The following is a 17,571-nucleotide window of genomic DNA, read 5'->3' as shown; positions in this document are numbered from 1 at the left end:
ATGTTCTATTCAAGAACAAGAGCTTTACTGGTCGAACCGGCTTATTGCCGGTAAACAAAGCTTCTATGTACGCTATCGCATTAATTACCTCGATGTATGTTCTCTACCGTACAGAGTGGTTTGTTTTCTATGTTGATGTACCTGGCGTGATGGGAAAAAATACTTAAGGCAGTCAGGTGTTGAGGCAATTCGAGCCTATAATAATGACGAGGAGCGATGCAGGTCGGGCCGATCAGGGCCGAGCAATACGCGGAAATTGTTTGCCGACAGCGGCTTGCTCAACCAGAACCCCTGGGCACCATCGCAGCCTTGTGATTTAAGATGGTTCAACTGCGCCAGAGTTTCCACGCCCTTAGCATTAACGCGCATGGAAAGGTTCTGGCCAAAATTGATCAGCGCCTTGATGAACACGGCGTCTTCGGGGTTATTGAGCATGTCATGCACAAAACAGGGCGCAAGGTTGACCGTATTGATGGGATAACATTGCAGCTGCTTCAGGCTGACACGCCCGTCACCGAAGTCGTCAATGGCAATGCGTATCCCCATGCGGCTCAACTCGACTAGTGTTGATACTGAGTCGTCGTTATGAAGGTGCACAAGGCTGCTTTCGGATACCTCAATCTCTAGAAAATGAGCATCCAGCTCCGTCTGGTTCAATATCTCCGCCACCTGGGCAGGTAGTGACTTGTCGCGCAGCTGCATCGCGGACATATTCACTGCGATGGGCACGATATCGCCCCCTTCCCGCCGCCACGCCTGCAACCGGCGGCAGGCGTCGCTCAGTACCCAGTAACCGATAAGTACTATCAGCCCGCGGGCTTCCGCCGCGGGCAGAAAAGCTGAAGGCTGCATGAGCCCCAGCGTCGGGTTGTGCCAACGTATTAACGCTTCGGCGCTCGCCATCGTGCCGGTGGCGAGGTCTATCCGAGGTTGGAAGTCGAGAAACAGCGCGTCTGTCTTCAGCGCCAGGTACAGTTGGGATTCCAGATGACTGCTTTGCGTCTTTTGGACGTTCATGTCAGCACTGAACAGCTGGTGCTTGTTGCGACCTTTTTTCTTGGCGTGATACATCGCCGTGTCGGCATTATTGAGCAAGGTGGGCTCATCACTGCCGTGATCAGGGTAAAGACTGATCCCTATGCTTGCGGTAATATGCAGCTCGTTATGGCAGATGTGGAAAGGCTCGGCTAGCGCAACAAGAATTTTCTCCGCCACGCTGACGGCGTCTTGGGGCTTTTCAATGTCGCTCAGCAGCACCACGAACTCATCGCCCCCTTGGCGACATATCGTATCGGTATTACGAACACTTTGGCTGAGGCGCTCCGCCACCGACTGAAGAAGAAAATCGCCGATGGCATGACCGAGTGAATCGTTAATCGCTTTGAACGCATCAAGGTCCAGGTACAGCAGCCCGACCTGCTGATGATGGCGTTTTGCCAGACCCATCGCGCGGGAAAGGCGCTCCGAGAGCAGCACACGGTTGGGCAGCTCGGTGAGAGCATCGTGCTGCGCCTGGTAAGCCAGCTTGGAGGAATGAGTGGGCGAATGGCAGGCATCATGAAAGACAATCACCGCGCCTTGAAGGAAACATTCCCGGTCGTGGATGGGCGCCGCTGAATCTTCGATCAACAACTGGCTGCCGTCCTTGCGGATCAGCATACAATCCATGGCCAGCCCGACGGTTCGGTTCTCCTCCATGGCTCGCTTTGCCGGGTTAATGGCGGTCTCCAGCGTCTGGCCATTGATAAGCATCAACACCTGATCCAGTGGCTTGCCGATGGCATCGTGGCTTGCCCAGCCCGTTAATGACTCCGCCACTCGATTCAGATAGGTGACGTGCGACTCCAGATCAGTGGTAACCACAGCGTCACCGATCGAATTCAAGGTGACCTGAGCCCATTCTGTCGCGGTCTCCAGGGCGGCTTCGGCCTTGCGCAGGCGTGCGTACGCGTCCTCAATGTGCTTATTTTCAGCACTTTCATCATCACCCTGAGCATCGCCGCTATCGCATTTAGTGGATCCCATGATAACGCTCCTCTGCCCTTCAATAGGGGCGCTTGATGACACGACGTGCTTTATTATCATCTGCAAGCTCGCATCTACTATGGACTTTTCTCCTGATTATCCGCTGCCTGTGCCCGTCAAAATTCCGAAACCGATACGTGAACCTTGACGATATTGACATCTTATCGTGACCTTAAGGGCATCAAGCGCGACGTTTCTGTATGCAACCGTACACAAAGTACTGTTTTCGTTTTCAATGTAGTTATCGAGGGAAGGCCTGAGAATTGGAGCAGGGTTAGCTTGCATAAACGAATACTAGAGACAGTGGGCGAAAGTGATTATTTTGGAGGGTGGCGCTACGATTCCTGCAGCGCAAAGTGCAACGTCCTGTTTAGGCATCTCCGTTGCTACACTTACGTTCATACTAGTCAGTAAATCCGCCGCCGACTGTGCGTTGGCGAACATGTAAGGGATTAATTTTTCGCACCACTCAACAGGCTAATTTGACGCTCCCGGTAGCGGTTTCCGTATGGATCCACGCACGCTTATGTGTGTTAGCGTACAGAATTTGCCTTATATCGTTCTATACTTGGATTGTGTATAGCTGTGAGTTTGAGATACCCGCATTTAGTACCTGACATCATTAACGACTAGTGAGCATTGCGATCAGAATTTGTGCGACACAAAGCGACAAGGATAAATCATCAATGCTGGAGCTAACTCTTCTACAGCAAAACGTGCTGCTTGGCCTGCTGCCGGAAGACGAACTTGAAAGACTGTTACCGCATTTTGAGGAGGTAACGCTGACCCTAGGCCAGTCGCTGTGCGAGTCCGGCCAGCAGATGAGTCATGTCTACTTTCCGATAAACTCTATCGTCTCGCTGCTGTGCGTGATGGAGGATGGCGCCTCGACGGAAATTGCCGTGGTGGGGCATGAAGGGGTCGTCGGCGTATCGCTGTTCATGGGCGGCGAAACCACCCCCAGCCGCGCGATCGTTCAGAGTGCAGGAACGGCCTACTGCCTCAAGGGCCATCTGCTCAAAAACGAGTTCTACCGCGCTGGCCCCATGCAGCGACTACTCTTGCGCTATACCCAAGCCTTGTTGACGCAAATGGCGCAGACGGCGGTATGCAACCGCCACCACAGCGTCGACCAGCAGCTATGCCGCTGGCTTCTGCTCAGCCTCGACCGCCTACCAGGCGACCAACTGGTCATGACCCAGGAATTGATCGCCAACATGCTGGGCGTGCGCCGGGAAGGGGTCACCGAGTCGGCGGGTAAACTGCAAAGAGCTGGCTTGATTTCCTACAACCGTGGACACATCACCGTGACCGACCGGCCCGGGCTCGAAGCGCGCGTCTGCGAATGCTACGCGGTGGTCAAACGCGAGTACGATCGCTTGCTCAATCATCCAGAGGTGGTTTGAATGACCGCACTTCAAAGCCATCACGATAGCTTTATTTCGCTGATTGTGGTGATCGATCACGACAGTCGGCTGGAAGTGGCAATGGCAGGCTGGCAATGTCGGTGTCATGGTCAAGCGTTAGGCCGAGCCGCTCACGTTCGGCTTTTACCAAACCGTCGGGGGCGGGAGAGGAAGTAGTAGCCGCCCGTCTGTGGGATGGTGTGATAACCCTATGCTGACGCATCCAGCTTTGTGTGGGAGCCGGGTTGAGCAATTGTAACTGATTCGCGACCTTGGGCTGCTCGGCAAAAAGGTTTGGCGGGCAACCGACACGGCTGTTACGGTAAATATTAGAGAGCTTTAGATATTTTAATAATTCCCAAACGAGGTTTTAGAATGAGCCACACACCACATGAGCTTGCAGAGGAATTTCCTGAGCATGCAGAGCGTATCCACGAGCTGAAACAGTCTGATACGCACTTTGCCAAGCTGATAGAGGATTATCATGAAGTGAATCGCGAGATTCATCGCATGGAAACAGAGGTTGAACCCGTCGCTACGCATATCGAAGAAAAAAACCGTAAACAGCGTCTGTTACTTAAAGATAAGATAGCTGCCTACCTGTGATTACTGCTCGGTGGCTGCTGACATTCTCGGGTGGCTGAAACAGGGCCTCTTAGGTAGAGGCCCTAAAGCTCAATGTTCATTAATTTTCAATCGACTTTAATCTTTTGATTCAGAGGGCTTTGTGGCGGTGGTAATGGCGATTACTGTCAATCGTCCGGCAGAGAGTCTTGCGGTGTATAGGGCACGGATTTGAACGCACCTTTGGCGGCGATTGTGTCGTCGGTGATCTGACCTTTTCGGTTCATGCCGTAGGCGCTGAATTCAAAACGCCCTGTTGCCTGTTCGCGACTGATGGTTTCCAGCGCCACGGTGCCTTCCACCTTCCAACTGAACACGAGCGGCTGTCTGCGCTCTTGCGACGAGGCCGCCACCAGTACTGAAACCGGCACAGAATTGGGGCCGACATCAAGTAACCCGTCAGTTACCTCGTAGGTGCCCGGTTTAATCGCATCGCTGAAATGCAGGCCAATAACCACCTGAGAGTTCTCTTCGCCTTCAATAGTGGCATAGTCTGATCCCAAGCTCATGGTTATTTCATAGGGTCCGTCGGTCTCGCTATCGGGTTTGTAGTAGGTGTCATAGGTGTAGATCAGACGCTCGCTCATCTCGCCGCTTTTGACCTGATCGTCGCTGACCTGGGCGTCACCATTGGCCGCGTCGAGGCCCACGGCCTTGGCGGTAACCGCTCCGGTCACTCCGGCGCTGTAATGCTGTGGTTTAAGGCTGTCCAGATCGTCCACTTCCTGAGTATGCCCCGGGCCGCTCACCATGGTTATTACCATTCCGGCTACTAAACCCTGAACGAAAGTGTTCATATCGTCCTCCTTATCCTGGATGAAATTTCAGAAACGCCCACCACTGATCCGCTCGGCTGAGGCGCCCTGAGTTAAAAATGACCTCTTGCCATTCAAGGCGATTAAATCAAAGCTTATCTTTTTTATATCGGTCGTCAGCGTGAAAACTTTATTAGTCGTTCAAAAAAGCCCAGTGCTGTAGGACTAAGTTAACTTATCAAGCCTTGTCGCCAAGGGCGGCAATGTGGGACGGTAGGCGGTCGTGGTTGCCGTACATGAAGTGATTCTGCATGCGCTCGGCAAACAGGGCGGCCTCGGGCTCCCGGCCAACCACCATGGCTACTTCACGTATGTGCATGGGTGCCGCACCGCAGCAGACCCCAAGATAATTGACGCCGCTGGCATAGGCATCACGGGCAAAGGCGCCCAGCTCATAGCGGTTGCAGAACAGCGGGTCCAGGGCGGTCGGGAAGGGGCGCCCGTGGGGTGATGGGCAGCTGCACCCCTGATGATCAGACAGGTTAAAAAAGGTCGGTTCCTGCGCGGTGGTGCGGAAGGTCACCGGCAGTGCGGCCACGTGGCAGGAAACGGCGTCGCGAATCTGCTGGATCCAGGGCAGCATGGTATCGGGGCCTCTGAAACAGTTCAGGCCCACCACGCTGGCACCGTTCTGTTCAAGTGCCACGCAGGTTTCCACAATGCCCGGCCCGTCCATCATGCGGTTTTCGGCCATGGGGGCCAGGGTGATCACCGCAGGTAACCCTTTTGCCTGAATAGCTTCGAGGGCGGCCTGGGCTTCGCCGGCGTAATAGAAGGTCTCGCCGATGACAAAATCAGCGCCTTCTTCCACGGCCCATTGCACCATTTCATCAAACATGGCGCGCACGCTCTGCTGAGAAGCCGGGTCTTCAGGGTTCCAGATATTGCTGTTGGAAATGTTGCCGGCCATCAGGTTACCTTCCTGCTCATCGGCGACTTTGCGGGCAATTCGCAGCGCTGCGCGGTTGAGTGGCTCCAGCTTGTCTTCCTTGCCAATTACGCGCAGTTTTTCCCGGTGGCCGTTGTAGGTGAAGGCCTGAACGATATCGGAACCGGCATGCTGGAAATCACGGTGCAGGACTTCCAATGCGTCCGGGCGCAGCAGTGCCACTTCAGGCACAAACTCGCCCGCTGAAAGATAGCCGCGCCGCTCCAGCTCAAACAGAAAGCCTTCCGCACAGATAAGTGGCCCTTGATCGAGTCGCTGAGTAATAAGGTCGTTCGCCATGAAGAAATGCCTCTGGGGTGTTCCGGGGTTGTCGAGGCATCATTCTGGCAGCCCAATATCAGCCGTGACCAATGAAGGTTTTACCCTTTTACTATGAGTAAAATTCATCTTACTTGTTTTGGTGTGGAAAATTATAAATAGTTGGGAAGGGCAGGCCTGTGATGGCAGTTTGTGAGCAGAGTGCGCTTTACTATCGGTTTCTCGTTCCTCGGCCTGTAGAGTGCTGAGCTGTGGCGTAAACACACCACGTTCTTTTAGCAGGTTGAGTAGAGATTCTTCATCCCTCGCGCAGTGACAATTGATCGTTCAAATCACAGCTGGCTCCATCAATTCCAACCCGTTTTAAAACCCTGAGGCGCCAAAGGTGAACGATCCGCCACTATATTTTTATGTACACTTGGCCCCGCTCCGCTTATCTTCGATGCGATAATGCATACATAAAAGCTACTATATAAGAAGACTGCTTAATAAATTTATCCGATGCCTGCCGGTCAGGCGTCTTTTCTCAATAGACAGTAGATCTCACTGTCATAATTTAGGCGTCTGCTTCAGGGCGCGCTTATAAGGAAACACTCTAAAGAGGGCAAATGGCCAACAAACACGACTACCCGCATGCCAACAGCCATGAACGGCTGCGCCAAAGTGCTAAATATCTGATTGAGCAGGGCGCGACTCCGCGCAATAGCGGGGGCAGCCTCAGCATTGATGCGCTCAACCTATTGTACGAGCGTGCCAGTAACCCTGAATCCGCGGGTGATGCCCTTAAATTGCTGCATGAACTTCAGACCTATCAGGTTGAGCTTGATCTGCTTTATGAGCAGTTGCAGGCCAACGACCAGGAAGTTAGTGAGGAGTTCGCGTATTACCGGTCACTTTATGAACAGGCGCCTGCCGCTTACCTGGTTGTCGCTGCTGACGGCGAGATCATTGAAGGCAATCAAGCTGCGGGTGTGCTTTTTGGCAAACCTCAACAGGCATTGGCCGGTCTTACGCTGGATAGGATACTGGCGCCGGGCCAGGAAAGTGCTGTGCGCAGTCTGTTCAGCAATATCAGGGAACGCACACCAGAGGCCGACAACCTGATGAATGGCTCATGGGAATTGCCGGATCATCGGCGGATCGCTATCAGTGCAAGATTTTCCGAGTCCAGTAACAGCATCCTGTTGATTCTGACTGAAGCTAATGCCTTCTGAAAGGTACTCCGCCATATACTTCGGGAGGTTTTGATGCGTATTATTGGTATTGGCGCTTCCGCTGGCGGTTTGGCACCCTTGGAAGACTTTTTCCATAATACGCCATGCGATACCGGCATGGCTTTTGTGGTGGTGCAGCATCTAGCTCCGGCCGAGAAGTCGTTGCTCGTAGAGCTTTTGCAGCGCTCTACCGACATGCCGGTGCATGAAGCACAGCAAAACATGACAATCCAGGCCAATGCCGTTTACGTGATTCCGCCGAGCCGGGAACTGAGGGTACACAAAGGTGTCCTGAAACTGGCTAAGCCTGTGGAGCCCCGGGGCCACCGCTTGCCCATCAACGTGCTGTTTTCATCCTTGGCCAGTGCCGAAAATGAGCGGGCCATTGCCGTCGTCTTATCCGGCATGGGCTCGGATGGCACTCTGGGCTTACAGGCCATCAAGGCAACCGGCGGGCTATCAGCGGTGCAGAGCCCGGAGTCAGCCCAGTTTGATGCCATGCCAAAGAGCGCGATAGAGGCGGGCTGCGACGATATCGTGGCACCCAGCGATGAGTTGCCAGGACGGATACTGGCGTATGTCCGGCGTGTTCCGGAGCCGGATGAGCCGGATACCGTGCATGAACGCTTTGATTCCATACAGGGCCCAAACAAATCATTGGAGCGTCTGGATCCACTTATCAGCCTGCTGCAGGCACAAACCCGACACGACTTTTCCTTGTACAAGCCCACCACGCTCAATCGTCGGATCGAACGTCGGATGGCGATCCACGGGATTTCGGAACTGACGGACTATACTCGCTTCCTGGAAAACAACCGTCACGAAGTTCAGTTATTGTTCCAGGAACTGCTGATCGGCGTTACCCAGTTCTTCCGGGATACTGAAGCCTGGGATTATCTGATTGAAAAAGGCTTGCCGGAACTGGTCATCAATTACACGTCAGAGCACCCACTGCGTGCCTGGGTAGTGGGTTGCTCGACCGGAGAGGAAGCTTATTCACTGGTAATGGCGTTCACTGAATCGCTGGAACGAATTCAACCTGGCGCAGAACTGAACCTCAAGGTATTTGCCTCCGACATCAGTCCGGACGCTATTACCACAGCCCGTCGAGGGCAATATCCACTCGATATTGAAAACACTATATCAGAAGAACGGCTGGCCCGCTTTTTCTCCCGACATGAGCATTATTATCAGGTGCAACCATGGGTGCGGGACAAAGTAATGTTCGCTTCCCACGATGTTATTCTAGACCCGCCCTTTACCAGACTGGATCTGATTGCGTGCCGCAATTTACTGATCTACTTCGACCTGACGCTTCAGAGACGGATACTCCCCCTGTTTCATTACAGCCTGCGTCCTGGCGGCCTGTTGATGCTGGGTAGCTCGGAAACCATCGGTCGGCTGACCCAGCTGTTTGAACCGTTAAAGTCCAGAGTGCGTCTTTTCCGACGTAAACCTTTCCAGCCCAACCGTCACTCTGACTTCCTGTTAAAATCTTATCCACCGATGTCTATCCTGCACAAGGAGCAATCCGTGCCATCCAATGAGGTTCCCCAGCAGAACACGATCAGTAACCTACAATCTGCCGTGGACAATGTACTGCTGCAGCTCTTTGCACCGGCCGCTGTGGTGCTCAATGAAGATGCCGATATTGTTTATATCAGCGGACGCACCGGAAAGTATCTGGAGCCCGCAGCCGGAAAAGCTACTTTGAACATCCATGCAATGGCACGTGAAGGGCTACGTGAACCCATCTATCACGGCCTCAAGCAGGCATCTGGTTCAGCCGGACCGGTGGAGCTTACCGGCTTATTAGTCCGGGCCGGTTCGGATACCCAGGCCGTTGATGTGACTATTCATATCCTGGATGAACCCGATGCCCTCAAAGGCAAAACCCTCGTTGTGTTCCGCGATGCACCTGCCTTTGTGACCTCTGAAAACCGAGAGCCTGTATCGACCACCTCCTCGGATCAGGAGGTGCAGATCCAGCAGTATCAAAAGGAAATCAGAACCCTGCGACAGCGGGGGGAAAAAACGCTGGAAGAGTTGCAGGCAACCAACGAAAAGCTTCAATCCACTAATGAAGAGTTGCAGTCAGCTAATGAGGAACTGACCACGTCTAAAGAAGAAATGCAGTCCATGAACGAGGAGTTGCAGACCATTAATGCCGAGCTGGAAACTAAGGTGGATGATCTCGTGCTTGCTCAGAGCGACATGCAGAACGTGCTCAATAGCATCGAGATTGCGATTCTTTTCCTGGATCAAGCGTTGAATGTACGGCGCTACACGGAGCGGACAACCGATATTTTCAGCCTGCGTGAAAGCGACGTAGGCCGTCCATTAAGCGATCTGAGCACCAGCCTTCGCTATCCGGAGCTTCAGGAAGACGCCCGGAAAACACTCGATACCCTGTCAGTCAGTGAAAAGCAGGTCGCCTCCGACGATGACCGCTGGTTTTCGGTCAGAATCATTCCCTACCGCAGGCTGGATAATATGATTGATGGAGTGGTTATCACCCTGGTTAATATTACCGAGACCAAGCAACTGGAATCGGCATTGAGGGATTCCCCCCAGGCCTGAATTGGTTGGCGTCGATAACCTCACGGCGCTGTATCCCAGTCCATGATTAAAATCATTTGGTCAGACCTTGAAGGTTGCATAAAACATTTAAATTTATGGGTGTCTTTGCCTGTAGCGATAGCTATGTTCGATAGCGCACAGAGTTACCATCTCTCCTTGGGACAACATGCACTAGGTTTGGTTATAAATGGGTAACCACGGCATATCGTAACGGTTTGGAGATGTCCCAAATGGACACGGCTCGGCAACAAGAAAAATATCAGTTGGCGTTTGAGCAATCCCGCGATGCCATCATGCTGTTTGCGGAAGACCGTTTTCAGGACTGTAACTCTGCGACCCTGACGATGTTTCGAGTGCCTGATGTGAACACCTTCGTGACTTTCCATCCCGCCGATCTTTCCCCTCTTTACCAGCCTGATGGCCGTCTCAGCAGGGAGGCCGCGGCAGATCACCTTGATGAAGTCATGAGCCAAGGGTGTGCCTTTTTTGAATGGCGCCACCGCACATGGGACGGTGTTGATTTCCCTACTGAGGTCTTGTTGAGTCGAATTGACATGGACAATGGGGCCTTGGTGCAGGCGCTAGTGCGTGACATTAGCGATCGCAAGAAAGTTTATCCGTGCTGGGCGGCAGAAAAGAGCGCAAACGTGGGGCTGAATACCGCTGCGAAAGAAGGCTCCTGGAGAGAGGAGGCAGCCGTGCTGGATCGGGAGGGAAAAGAGACCCCCGTTTCCCAGGTGACTATTGTTCATCGGGATGCCACCGGGGATATACACCAAAGATCCACTTTTCTACAGGATATTTCCAAGCGCCGGAATCTTGAAGACCAGCTTCGACGCGAGAAGGATCTTTCGGAGTCGATTCTGGCCAGCTTGCCAGGGATCTTCTACATTCATGATGGAAAAGGTCATTTGGTTCAATGGAATGATCGGATGGAGACGGTGACAGGGCGTAGTCCCGCGGAGCTTGGTGGCATGGATATCTGCGTGCTTGTCCCACAAGAAGAAAGAGCTCCTATTGGTACAGCCATTGCTAAGACTTTTTCGGAAGGCAGCGCGATGCTTGAAAGCAAGCTGTGCACCGTAAAGGGCGACACCCCATATTTGTTAAGTGGCTTGCGGGTGGAGCTGAACGGTAAATCTTACCTGCTGGGCATAGGGCTGGACATTACCAGGCAAAAGCAGCTGGAAGCGTCCTTGGAGCGGGAGGCGACCACCGATTCCCTCACCGGACTCTATAATCGGCAGCGCTTTGATGTGGAGATGGAGCGCGCGCTGGCTCGCTACGCCCGCTATGTGTCTGAAACTGCTCTGGTGATGATTGATGTAGATCATTTCAAGAGAGTCAATGACATTTATGGACACGACATTGGTGATCAAGTGCTGGTAGACCTGAGCGCGCGGTTGGCCAGACAAATACGGGAGGCTGACTTTCTCGCCCGTTGGGGGGGCGAGGAAATCGTGGTCCTCCTTCCGGAAACCAATCTCACCGAAACCGTCGGAATGGCGGAACGCCTTCGTTGCTGTATTGCAGACGAGCCTTTTCCTGAAGTGGGTAGCATCACCATTAGCCTGGGCGTTACCAATTTCCAGCGTGGGGATACACCTAACACGTTGCTGAAGCGTGCGGACAGAGCCCTCTATGAGGCCAAGGAAACAGGTCGTAACAGGGTCTTGGTCAATAGCAAGGATTCTGACGCTTAACGCTGACACCAATGGTATAGTTTTAACACATAAGAAATAATCACCGCCTTTCTGTGCGTTAGCGCACAGAGTAGGGGTTCTTTTTTTGTATTAATGTCGGCTTTTTAAAGCAGCTGCCTCGCATCGCTTATAGAATATAGGGGTCACCTTGATGCCGTCGACACATGAACCGGGTCAGAATCATCTACTGGCTGCCCTGACAGCATCGGAATACCAGCGCCTGGTGCCTGATCTTGAGCGAGTCGAGTTAAAACACGGTGCGTCGTTGGCCGAGTCAGGTCAGCCAATGCAGCATGTCTATTTCCCCACGGATTCCATCGTCTCACTGCTATGTGTCATGGAAGCAGGCGACTCGACGGAAATTGCCGTTGTCGGGTTCGAGGGAATCGTCGGCATCTCATTGTTCATGGGCGGTGAAACCACCCCAACCCGTGCCATTGTGCAGAGTGCTGGGACAGCCTATCGCCTCAAGGGACAACGGCTCAAGGATGAGTTCTCTCGGGGAGGTCCAATGCAAGGTTTACTGTTGCGTTATACTCAGGCACTGCTGACTCAGATGGCACAGACAGCCGTTTGTAATCGGCATCACAGCCTGGATAAGCAGCTGTGTCGTTGGCTGTTGCTGAGCCTGGACCGTTTGCCGACTAATGAACTGCGCATGACCCAGGAACTGATCGCCAACATGCTGGGCGTTCGTCGAGAAGGCGTCACCGAGTCGGCCGGAAAGCTGCAAAAAGCTGGCCTGATTGCCTACCAGCGCGGCCGTATCACCATTTTAGACAAGTCCGGACTGGAAGACCGGGCATGTGAGTGCTATAAGATCGTCAAACAGGAATATGCCCGTTTACTACCTGACTCATCTATTGTCTGAAGGTGCTTCCTTAGCGTGTGTTTAATTTTCTCGATAGCGTTTGTCTTCTTATGTGCGGTACCGAACAGAGACGACGAAGAGAACAGCACATTATGACTGTGTTAGAGACCATCGACAGGACAGATAAATGTTTTCTTTCCTGATGCCTCTATGACATCGGAATGACACTCTGCTTTTTCTTCCATGTGCCGATGGCCTGTGTTTTAGCGTCAGGAGCAAGTACATGGATACTTCCTCGTTTCCACCGACCAACCAACTGCTCGATAGACTGCCTGACAAAGACAGGCAGCGTTTTCTCGCTGACTGTGAGACCGTCGAAATGACCTTTGCTCAGATACTGGTCGAGCCAGAGGACGCCTTTTCGCATGCATTTTTCCCTCTCGGATGTGCTGTTTCCCTGATTGTGAGGCTGGAAAGTGGCGGTCGACTGGCCGTATCCATGGTTGGTCATGAAGGCATGCTAGGGATCCCTTTAATGCTGGACGAACAGAAAAGCACATTGCAGGTGCTTGTCCAGGAAGCGGGGCTGGCGTTGCAAATACCGGCGGCTACTTTTCAAAAGCATCTGGCTGGCAGTCCTGCCCTTGAGAAACTGATGAAGCACTATCTCAACGTTATTATGATTCAGACACTCCAGTCTGCAGCCTGCATCAATTTTCATGTATTAGAAGCGCGCATGGCGCGCTGGTTGTTAATGGCCCACGACAAAACCTGCGGAAGGCCATTACATCTCACTCACGAGGGGCTCTCCATGATGCTGGGCGTACGTCGTGCCAGTGTCACCAGGGCTGCGCTGGGGCTTCAGGCGCGTGGCCTAATCACTTATCAACGCGGTCTGGTCAGGGTGCAGGATCGTGCTGGTCTCGAAGAGGCTTCCTGCTGTTGTTATGCCGCCGATTGCAAGAGCTATGGCCAAATACTGGAGCAAAACGCCTGATTATCCACGTTGTTGAGATTCGATGCTTGGCAGAACAGACAGAGGTGGAGTTTGTGATCGCCATGGGTAGCAAGCAATCGATCATCACTAATAGGAAGAGCCACAGATGCCTTGCCAAATAAAACAACTGAGTGACGCTATCAGGCAAGCTCAAGATGCCTACGAGAATGCCCAGAAACACGCAAATGCTAGCCTCGCCGCATATCGTGATGCACTAAGAAAAGGTGACGATGAAGCCGCTCAAAAGCACGCTCAGGACGTTGATCGAGCAGAGGCTAGAGCCTTCGGCGAAGCTTACCGAATTGAAACGCTGAAAGGCCAACTCAAAGAGGCTGGATACGCAGACTTGCCAGCGGCTCATCTGGGGCAATAGACGCAAGGAATGAACACTGACTGCATGGAGGTGTTTGGCCCTGATAGGTAAGCTTAACGCACCCCCCTATTCGGGATAGAAACTGCCTCCGCAACCCTTCATCGCGCCATAAGTGAGCGGGCTGAAAAAATATGAGCGATGGTGATATGCTGCCAGACGAGGCGCATGCGGATGCCCGTGATTTTTACTTCATTGTCGAGGTTAACCAATGAACCGTTATCGCGTCATAATCGAGCAGTCCAGCACCAAGCAGGCAGTGGTGAAGGTTATAGAGGCTTTTAACTCGGAAAGTGCCTGGGTGAATGCGGGAGGCATTGCCGATGCATTGTCGTGTGAGCATGGTGGCGAGTTTGAAGTGGTGAACGTGTATCCTGATTTCAGTGCCAGAAAACCGGGCTGATGGAGGATAAAAGCGCGCCTGATTAGCCAAGACTCCAACGGGGAGAGAGGTCGTCACGCCCGCTGAGCAAGCACAGCTGCAAATTCATCCTGGTAGGCTACCTTATGTTCTGCCGGATTGGCGGGAAAGCGTTCCAAGGCCACAGCGAGTTCAAAAAAACCGGCGCCAGGCAGGCCCCCACGGCGACTGACCACCAGGGTTGCCAGCATCGGCCGCCCGGCGGCGACGTCTTCATGCATCAGCGCTTCAAGCGCCAACGCCACGCGCCGAATGGTGCGCGGCGGTGACAGGTCAAGTGCCTCAGCGGCCTGCTGGTAGGTAAGGGGTAACGCCTCGGGCGCAAGCCCTTCGAGATGCCTACGTAGGCGAAGGTTAAGATCGCTATCAGTCGGCATTTTGCCCCCCCCCTTTCTTTATCAGATTTGCGCGGAAAACCCCGTACTTCTAGTGCGGGGATGTAGAGTGCGTCGCCCGTTAGGGCGACTTATTGGGGCGGTTTTGTTCCTCAATGTATTGACGGACTACTGATATAGGCGCCCCACCGACACTTCCTGCAAAGTAACTGGGGCTCCATAGGGCGTTTTTCAGGTATGCCGATTTCGCCAGCTCAGGGTGCAATAGCTTCATACGCCTGCTTGATACGCCTTTCAGGCTGTTCACCAGCTTGGATAGCGCCATTTTTGGCGGGTAGTTCACCAGCAGGTGAACGTGATCCGTCTCGCCATTAAATTCCACCAACGCTGTTTCGAAGTCAGCGCATACCCGCCGAAAAAGCGCTTCGAGGGAATCGAGGTGTTCAGCGTTAAAGATTCTGCCACGGAATTTTGTCACAAAGACCAAGTGGGCGTGAATCATAAAAACGCAGTGCCTGCCCGTGCGTAATTCTTGTTTAGTGTTCATAGGCCAACTATACTCCAAAGCATGAAACAGACCAAGACCCTCAAGGTTCGAGTCAAAGACAAGCACGTCGACCAACTCAATCGTATGGCACGCCGCGTGAACTTTGTCTGGAACTACCTTAACGAACTGAGTTCACGAGCGATTCGTGAGCGAGGTCTGTTTCTATCAGCCTACGATATGCACCCCTACACCAGAGGTGCAGGTAAGGACCTGGGTCTGCACAGTCAAACGTTGCAGGAAGTCGCCCGTGAATACACAACACGCCGCAAACAGTTCAAGAAGTCGCGGTTGGCGTGGCGCAAGTCCGGCGGTGTTCGTCGCTCACTCGGCTGGATTCCAGTGAATACCGGCGCGGCGAAGTGGAAAAACGGTCAGGTGTTCCACAATGGCACCTACTTCAAGGTCTGGGATAGCTACGGCCTTAGCCACTACAAATTCCGTTCAGGCAGTTTCAATGAAGATGCCCGTGGCCGCTGGTACTTTAATGTCGTGGTTGAGGTGGATATTCCGCCTAATAAGGCCCAGGGCGAGGTTGGCATTGATCTTGGCCTTAAAGATACCGCGACATGCAGCGACGGCCAAAAGCTGGAGGCAGGACGCTTCTATCGCGGCTTGGAAGCCAAACTGGCAGCCGCCCAGAGAGCGGGGAACAAGCGGCGTGTGAAAACGATCCATGCCAAGATCAAGAATCGTCGCAAGGATGCCAACCACAAGTTCAGCCGCAAATTGACCCGCCAGTACGGCACTATCGTCGTAGGTAATGTCAGCGCCTCAAAGTTGGCAAAAACCCATATGGCCAAGTCAGTGCTGGACGCTGGCTGGCATCAGTTGAAGACGATGCTGGAATACAAATGCGATCACGCAGGCACCGTCTTCAAAGAAGTCAATGAAGCCTACACCACCCAGACCTGCTCGAATTGTGGCGCACTGCCCAAGGAAAGGCCGAAAGGTATCGCAGGTCTTGGAATAAGAGACTGGATATGCAGCGAGTGTGGTGCCTCGCATGACCGGGATGTGAATGCAGCCCGAAATATCCTGCGTCTCGGGGCAGGACGTTGCCCTCAAGCCGTTGGAATCCCCCGACTTTAGGCGGGGGAGGACGTCAATTCAGGATGATCAGCGTTGCCAGGCCCAGAAAGGACAGAAAGCCAACGACATCGGTCACAGTGGTCAATATCACCGCGCCGGATAAAGCAGGGTCGATTTTTAAACGCTTCAACACCAGGGGAATCAAGACGCCGGCCAGGTTGGATACGCTCATATTGATAAAAATGGCCAGGGTGATAACCAGGGTAACCATGGGATTATCAAACCAGAGCTGGGAAATAGCGCCGACGACGAGTGCCCATATCAGGCCATTAATCATGCCTACCCACATTTCCTTGTTGTATAGCCAACGCTTGTTGTTGCCTGCCAGCTGGCCAAGTGCCAGACCGCGGATCACCACCGTCAGCGTCTGACTACCCGCAATGCCGCCCATACTGGCCACCACCGGCATAAGAATGGCCAATGCGACAATCTGATCCAGTACCTCGGTAAACTGGCCAATCACTGCCGCTGCCAGAAAAGCCGTCAGCAGGTTGATGCCCAGCCAGATACCACGGCTTTTGGCACTGCGCATGATGGGGGTGAAAACTTCTTCCTCATCGCTGACGCCGGACATATGCTTTAAGGTCATATCCGCATCGTCCTGAGTAATTTCCAGCACATCAGCCACGTTCAGCTGGCCGACGAGAATGCCTTCCTTATTGCAGACAGGCACAAAGGCCAGCTCTTTGGAACGTAATATCGAGGCCGCTTCACTCACTCTCATCTGGTCGTTCAAGGTGAAAGGCTCGTCCATATAGTCATCAATCACGGCATCCTGCGGCTGTTTGATCAGGTCAATCAGGGTCAGGGTGCCGAGTAAACGTTTGTCCTTGTCAGTCACCATGACCTGCTGGGATTCATCATCAAGCAGGTGATGGATGCGGATATAGCGTTGCACGGCCTCAAGCGACACGCCTTGCTTGACGTTGACCGTTTCGGGATCCATGTAACGCCCGACCACATCTTCTTCATAGGTATGCAGGTACTCAACCTGGGCGCGAATGCCTTCATCCAGGCTGGCATAGACGCTGGTCTTGATGTCGTCGTCTGCAACATCAAGTACCTCAGCAACTTCCTGGGCATCCAGGCCTTTGACAATCTGGCCGATGTCGTCAGCGGATAAAGGCTCGATGTAATCAGCGCGAATATCTTCATCCACTTCGGCCAGCACTTCGCCGACCACGTCTTCGGGAACAAACTCCCAGAGCAGGTCGCGTGTCTTGCCCGGAAAGGACTCAAGGGTGCGCGCAATGTCCAGCACGTCCATATCCGCCAGCAGGTCATCTATGCCAGCCCCATCCGAGGTATCCAGCAGCTGCTGAAGCTGCAGGAGCTGCTCTTCTGTCTGGTTATACGGCTCGTCTTCACGCATAGAAGCATCCTTGTAAGAGAAGTGGTTTTCCAGTCAGCGTATTATATATTATGTA

Annotated in this window: 15 protein-coding genes; 9 read left to right on the top strand and 6 right to left on the bottom strand. The window is 53.2% G+C overall.

The window, feature by feature from the left end; all coding sequences use genetic code 11:
- Positions 1-195: 195 nt before the first annotated feature.
- Positions 196-2,025 carry an EAL domain-containing protein gene (locus OR573_15445; GenBank protein ID XGA79850.1) on the bottom strand — a complete coding sequence of 610 codons (1,830 nt, stop codon included), beginning with the start codon at positions 2,023-2,025 and terminating at the stop codon, positions 196-198.
- A 686-nt stretch (positions 2,026-2,711) separates the two neighbouring features.
- Here OR573_15445 and OR573_15440 point away from each other — a divergent pair.
- Both OR573_15440 and OR573_15435 read left to right on the top strand, forming a co-directional pair.
- The gene (locus tag OR573_15440; protein ID XGA79849.1) at positions 2,712-3,431 is read left to right on the top strand and encodes a Crp/Fnr family transcriptional regulator; all 720 of its coding nucleotides are present in this window, start codon (positions 2,712-2,714) and stop codon (positions 3,429-3,431) included.
- A gap of 375 nt (positions 3,432-3,806) precedes the next feature.
- A complete protein-coding gene (locus OR573_15435) occupies positions 3,807-4,037 on the top strand; it encodes a DUF465 domain-containing protein (GenBank protein ID XGA79848.1) in 231 nt (76 codons plus the stop codon).
- A 146-nt stretch (positions 4,038-4,183) separates the two neighbouring features.
- On the opposite strand, the gene OR573_15430 is transcribed toward OR573_15435, so the two are convergent.
- Entirely contained in the window at positions 4,184-4,852 is a 669-nt protein-coding gene (locus OR573_15430; protein ID XGA79847.1) for a hypothetical protein, read from the bottom strand.
- 196 nt (positions 4,853-5,048) lie between these two features.
- Positions 5,049-6,098: a homocysteine S-methyltransferase family protein gene (locus OR573_15425; protein ID XGA79846.1), complete on the bottom strand. Its 1,050-nt coding sequence runs from the start codon at positions 6,096-6,098 to the stop codon at positions 5,049-5,051.
- A 587-nt stretch (positions 6,099-6,685) separates the two neighbouring features.
- Here OR573_15425 and OR573_15420 point away from each other — a divergent pair.
- From OR573_15420 to OR573_15395, 6 genes are all read left to right on the top strand, one after another.
- A complete protein-coding gene (locus OR573_15420) occupies positions 6,686-7,291 on the top strand; it encodes a PAS domain-containing protein (protein ID XGA79845.1) in 606 nt (201 codons plus the stop codon).
- Between the two features lie 33 nt (positions 7,292-7,324).
- Entirely contained in the window at positions 7,325-9,871 is a 2,547-nt protein-coding gene (locus tag OR573_15415) for a PAS domain-containing protein (protein ID XGA79844.1), read from the top strand.
- Between the two features lie 230 nt (positions 9,872-10,101).
- Positions 10,102-11,574 carry a diguanylate cyclase gene (locus OR573_15410; GenBank protein XGA79843.1) on the top strand — a complete coding sequence of 491 codons (1,473 nt, stop codon included), beginning with the start codon at positions 10,102-10,104 and terminating at the stop codon, positions 11,572-11,574.
- Positions 11,575-11,725: 151 nt separating this feature from the next.
- Complete coding sequence (locus OR573_15405) at positions 11,726-12,445, top strand: Crp/Fnr family transcriptional regulator (GenBank protein ID XGA79842.1); 720 nt, start codon at positions 11,726-11,728, stop codon at positions 12,443-12,445.
- Positions 12,446-12,668: 223 nt separating this feature from the next.
- Positions 12,669-13,382 (top strand): Crp/Fnr family transcriptional regulator, encoded by a 714-nt coding sequence (locus OR573_15400; GenBank protein XGA79841.1) that lies wholly within the window; start codon positions 12,669-12,671, stop codon positions 13,380-13,382.
- A gap of 581 nt (positions 13,383-13,963) precedes the next feature.
- Positions 13,964-14,155 (top strand): hypothetical protein, encoded by a 192-nt coding sequence (locus OR573_15395; protein ID XGA79840.1) that lies wholly within the window; start codon positions 13,964-13,966, stop codon positions 14,153-14,155.
- Positions 14,156-14,208: 53 nt separating this feature from the next.
- Here the strand turns inward: OR573_15395 and OR573_15390 are convergent, their stop codons facing one another.
- Both OR573_15390 and tnpA read right to left on the bottom strand, forming a co-directional pair.
- Positions 14,209-14,550, bottom strand: a complete 342-nt coding sequence (locus tag OR573_15390; GenBank protein ID XGA79839.1) for a hypothetical protein — start codon at positions 14,548-14,550, stop codon at positions 14,209-14,211.
- A gap of 79 nt (positions 14,551-14,629) precedes the next feature.
- Positions 14,630-15,055 (bottom strand): IS200/IS605 family transposase, encoded by a 426-nt coding sequence (gene tnpA, locus OR573_15385; GenBank protein XGA79838.1) that lies wholly within the window; start codon positions 15,053-15,055, stop codon positions 14,630-14,632.
- Between the two features lie 21 nt (positions 15,056-15,076).
- On the opposite strand from tnpA, the gene OR573_15380 reads away from it, so the two are divergent.
- On the top strand, positions 15,077-16,144 hold the full coding sequence (locus tag OR573_15380) for a transposase (protein XGA79837.1): 1,068 nt from the start codon (positions 15,077-15,079) through the stop codon (positions 16,142-16,144).
- A 13-nt stretch (positions 16,145-16,157) separates the two neighbouring features.
- Here the strand turns inward: OR573_15380 and mgtE are convergent, their stop codons facing one another.
- A complete protein-coding gene (mgtE, locus tag OR573_15375; protein ID XGA79836.1) occupies positions 16,158-17,516 on the bottom strand; it encodes a magnesium transporter in 1,359 nt (452 codons plus the stop codon).
- Between the last annotated feature and the right edge of the window lie 55 nt (positions 17,517-17,571).

Source organism: Halomonas sp. CH40 (genome assembly GCA_041875495.1).
In the GTDB taxonomy this organism is placed as follows: Bacteria; Pseudomonadota; Gammaproteobacteria; order Pseudomonadales; family Halomonadaceae; genus Vreelandella.
This window is presented reverse-complemented; position numbering and strand designations above follow the sequence as displayed.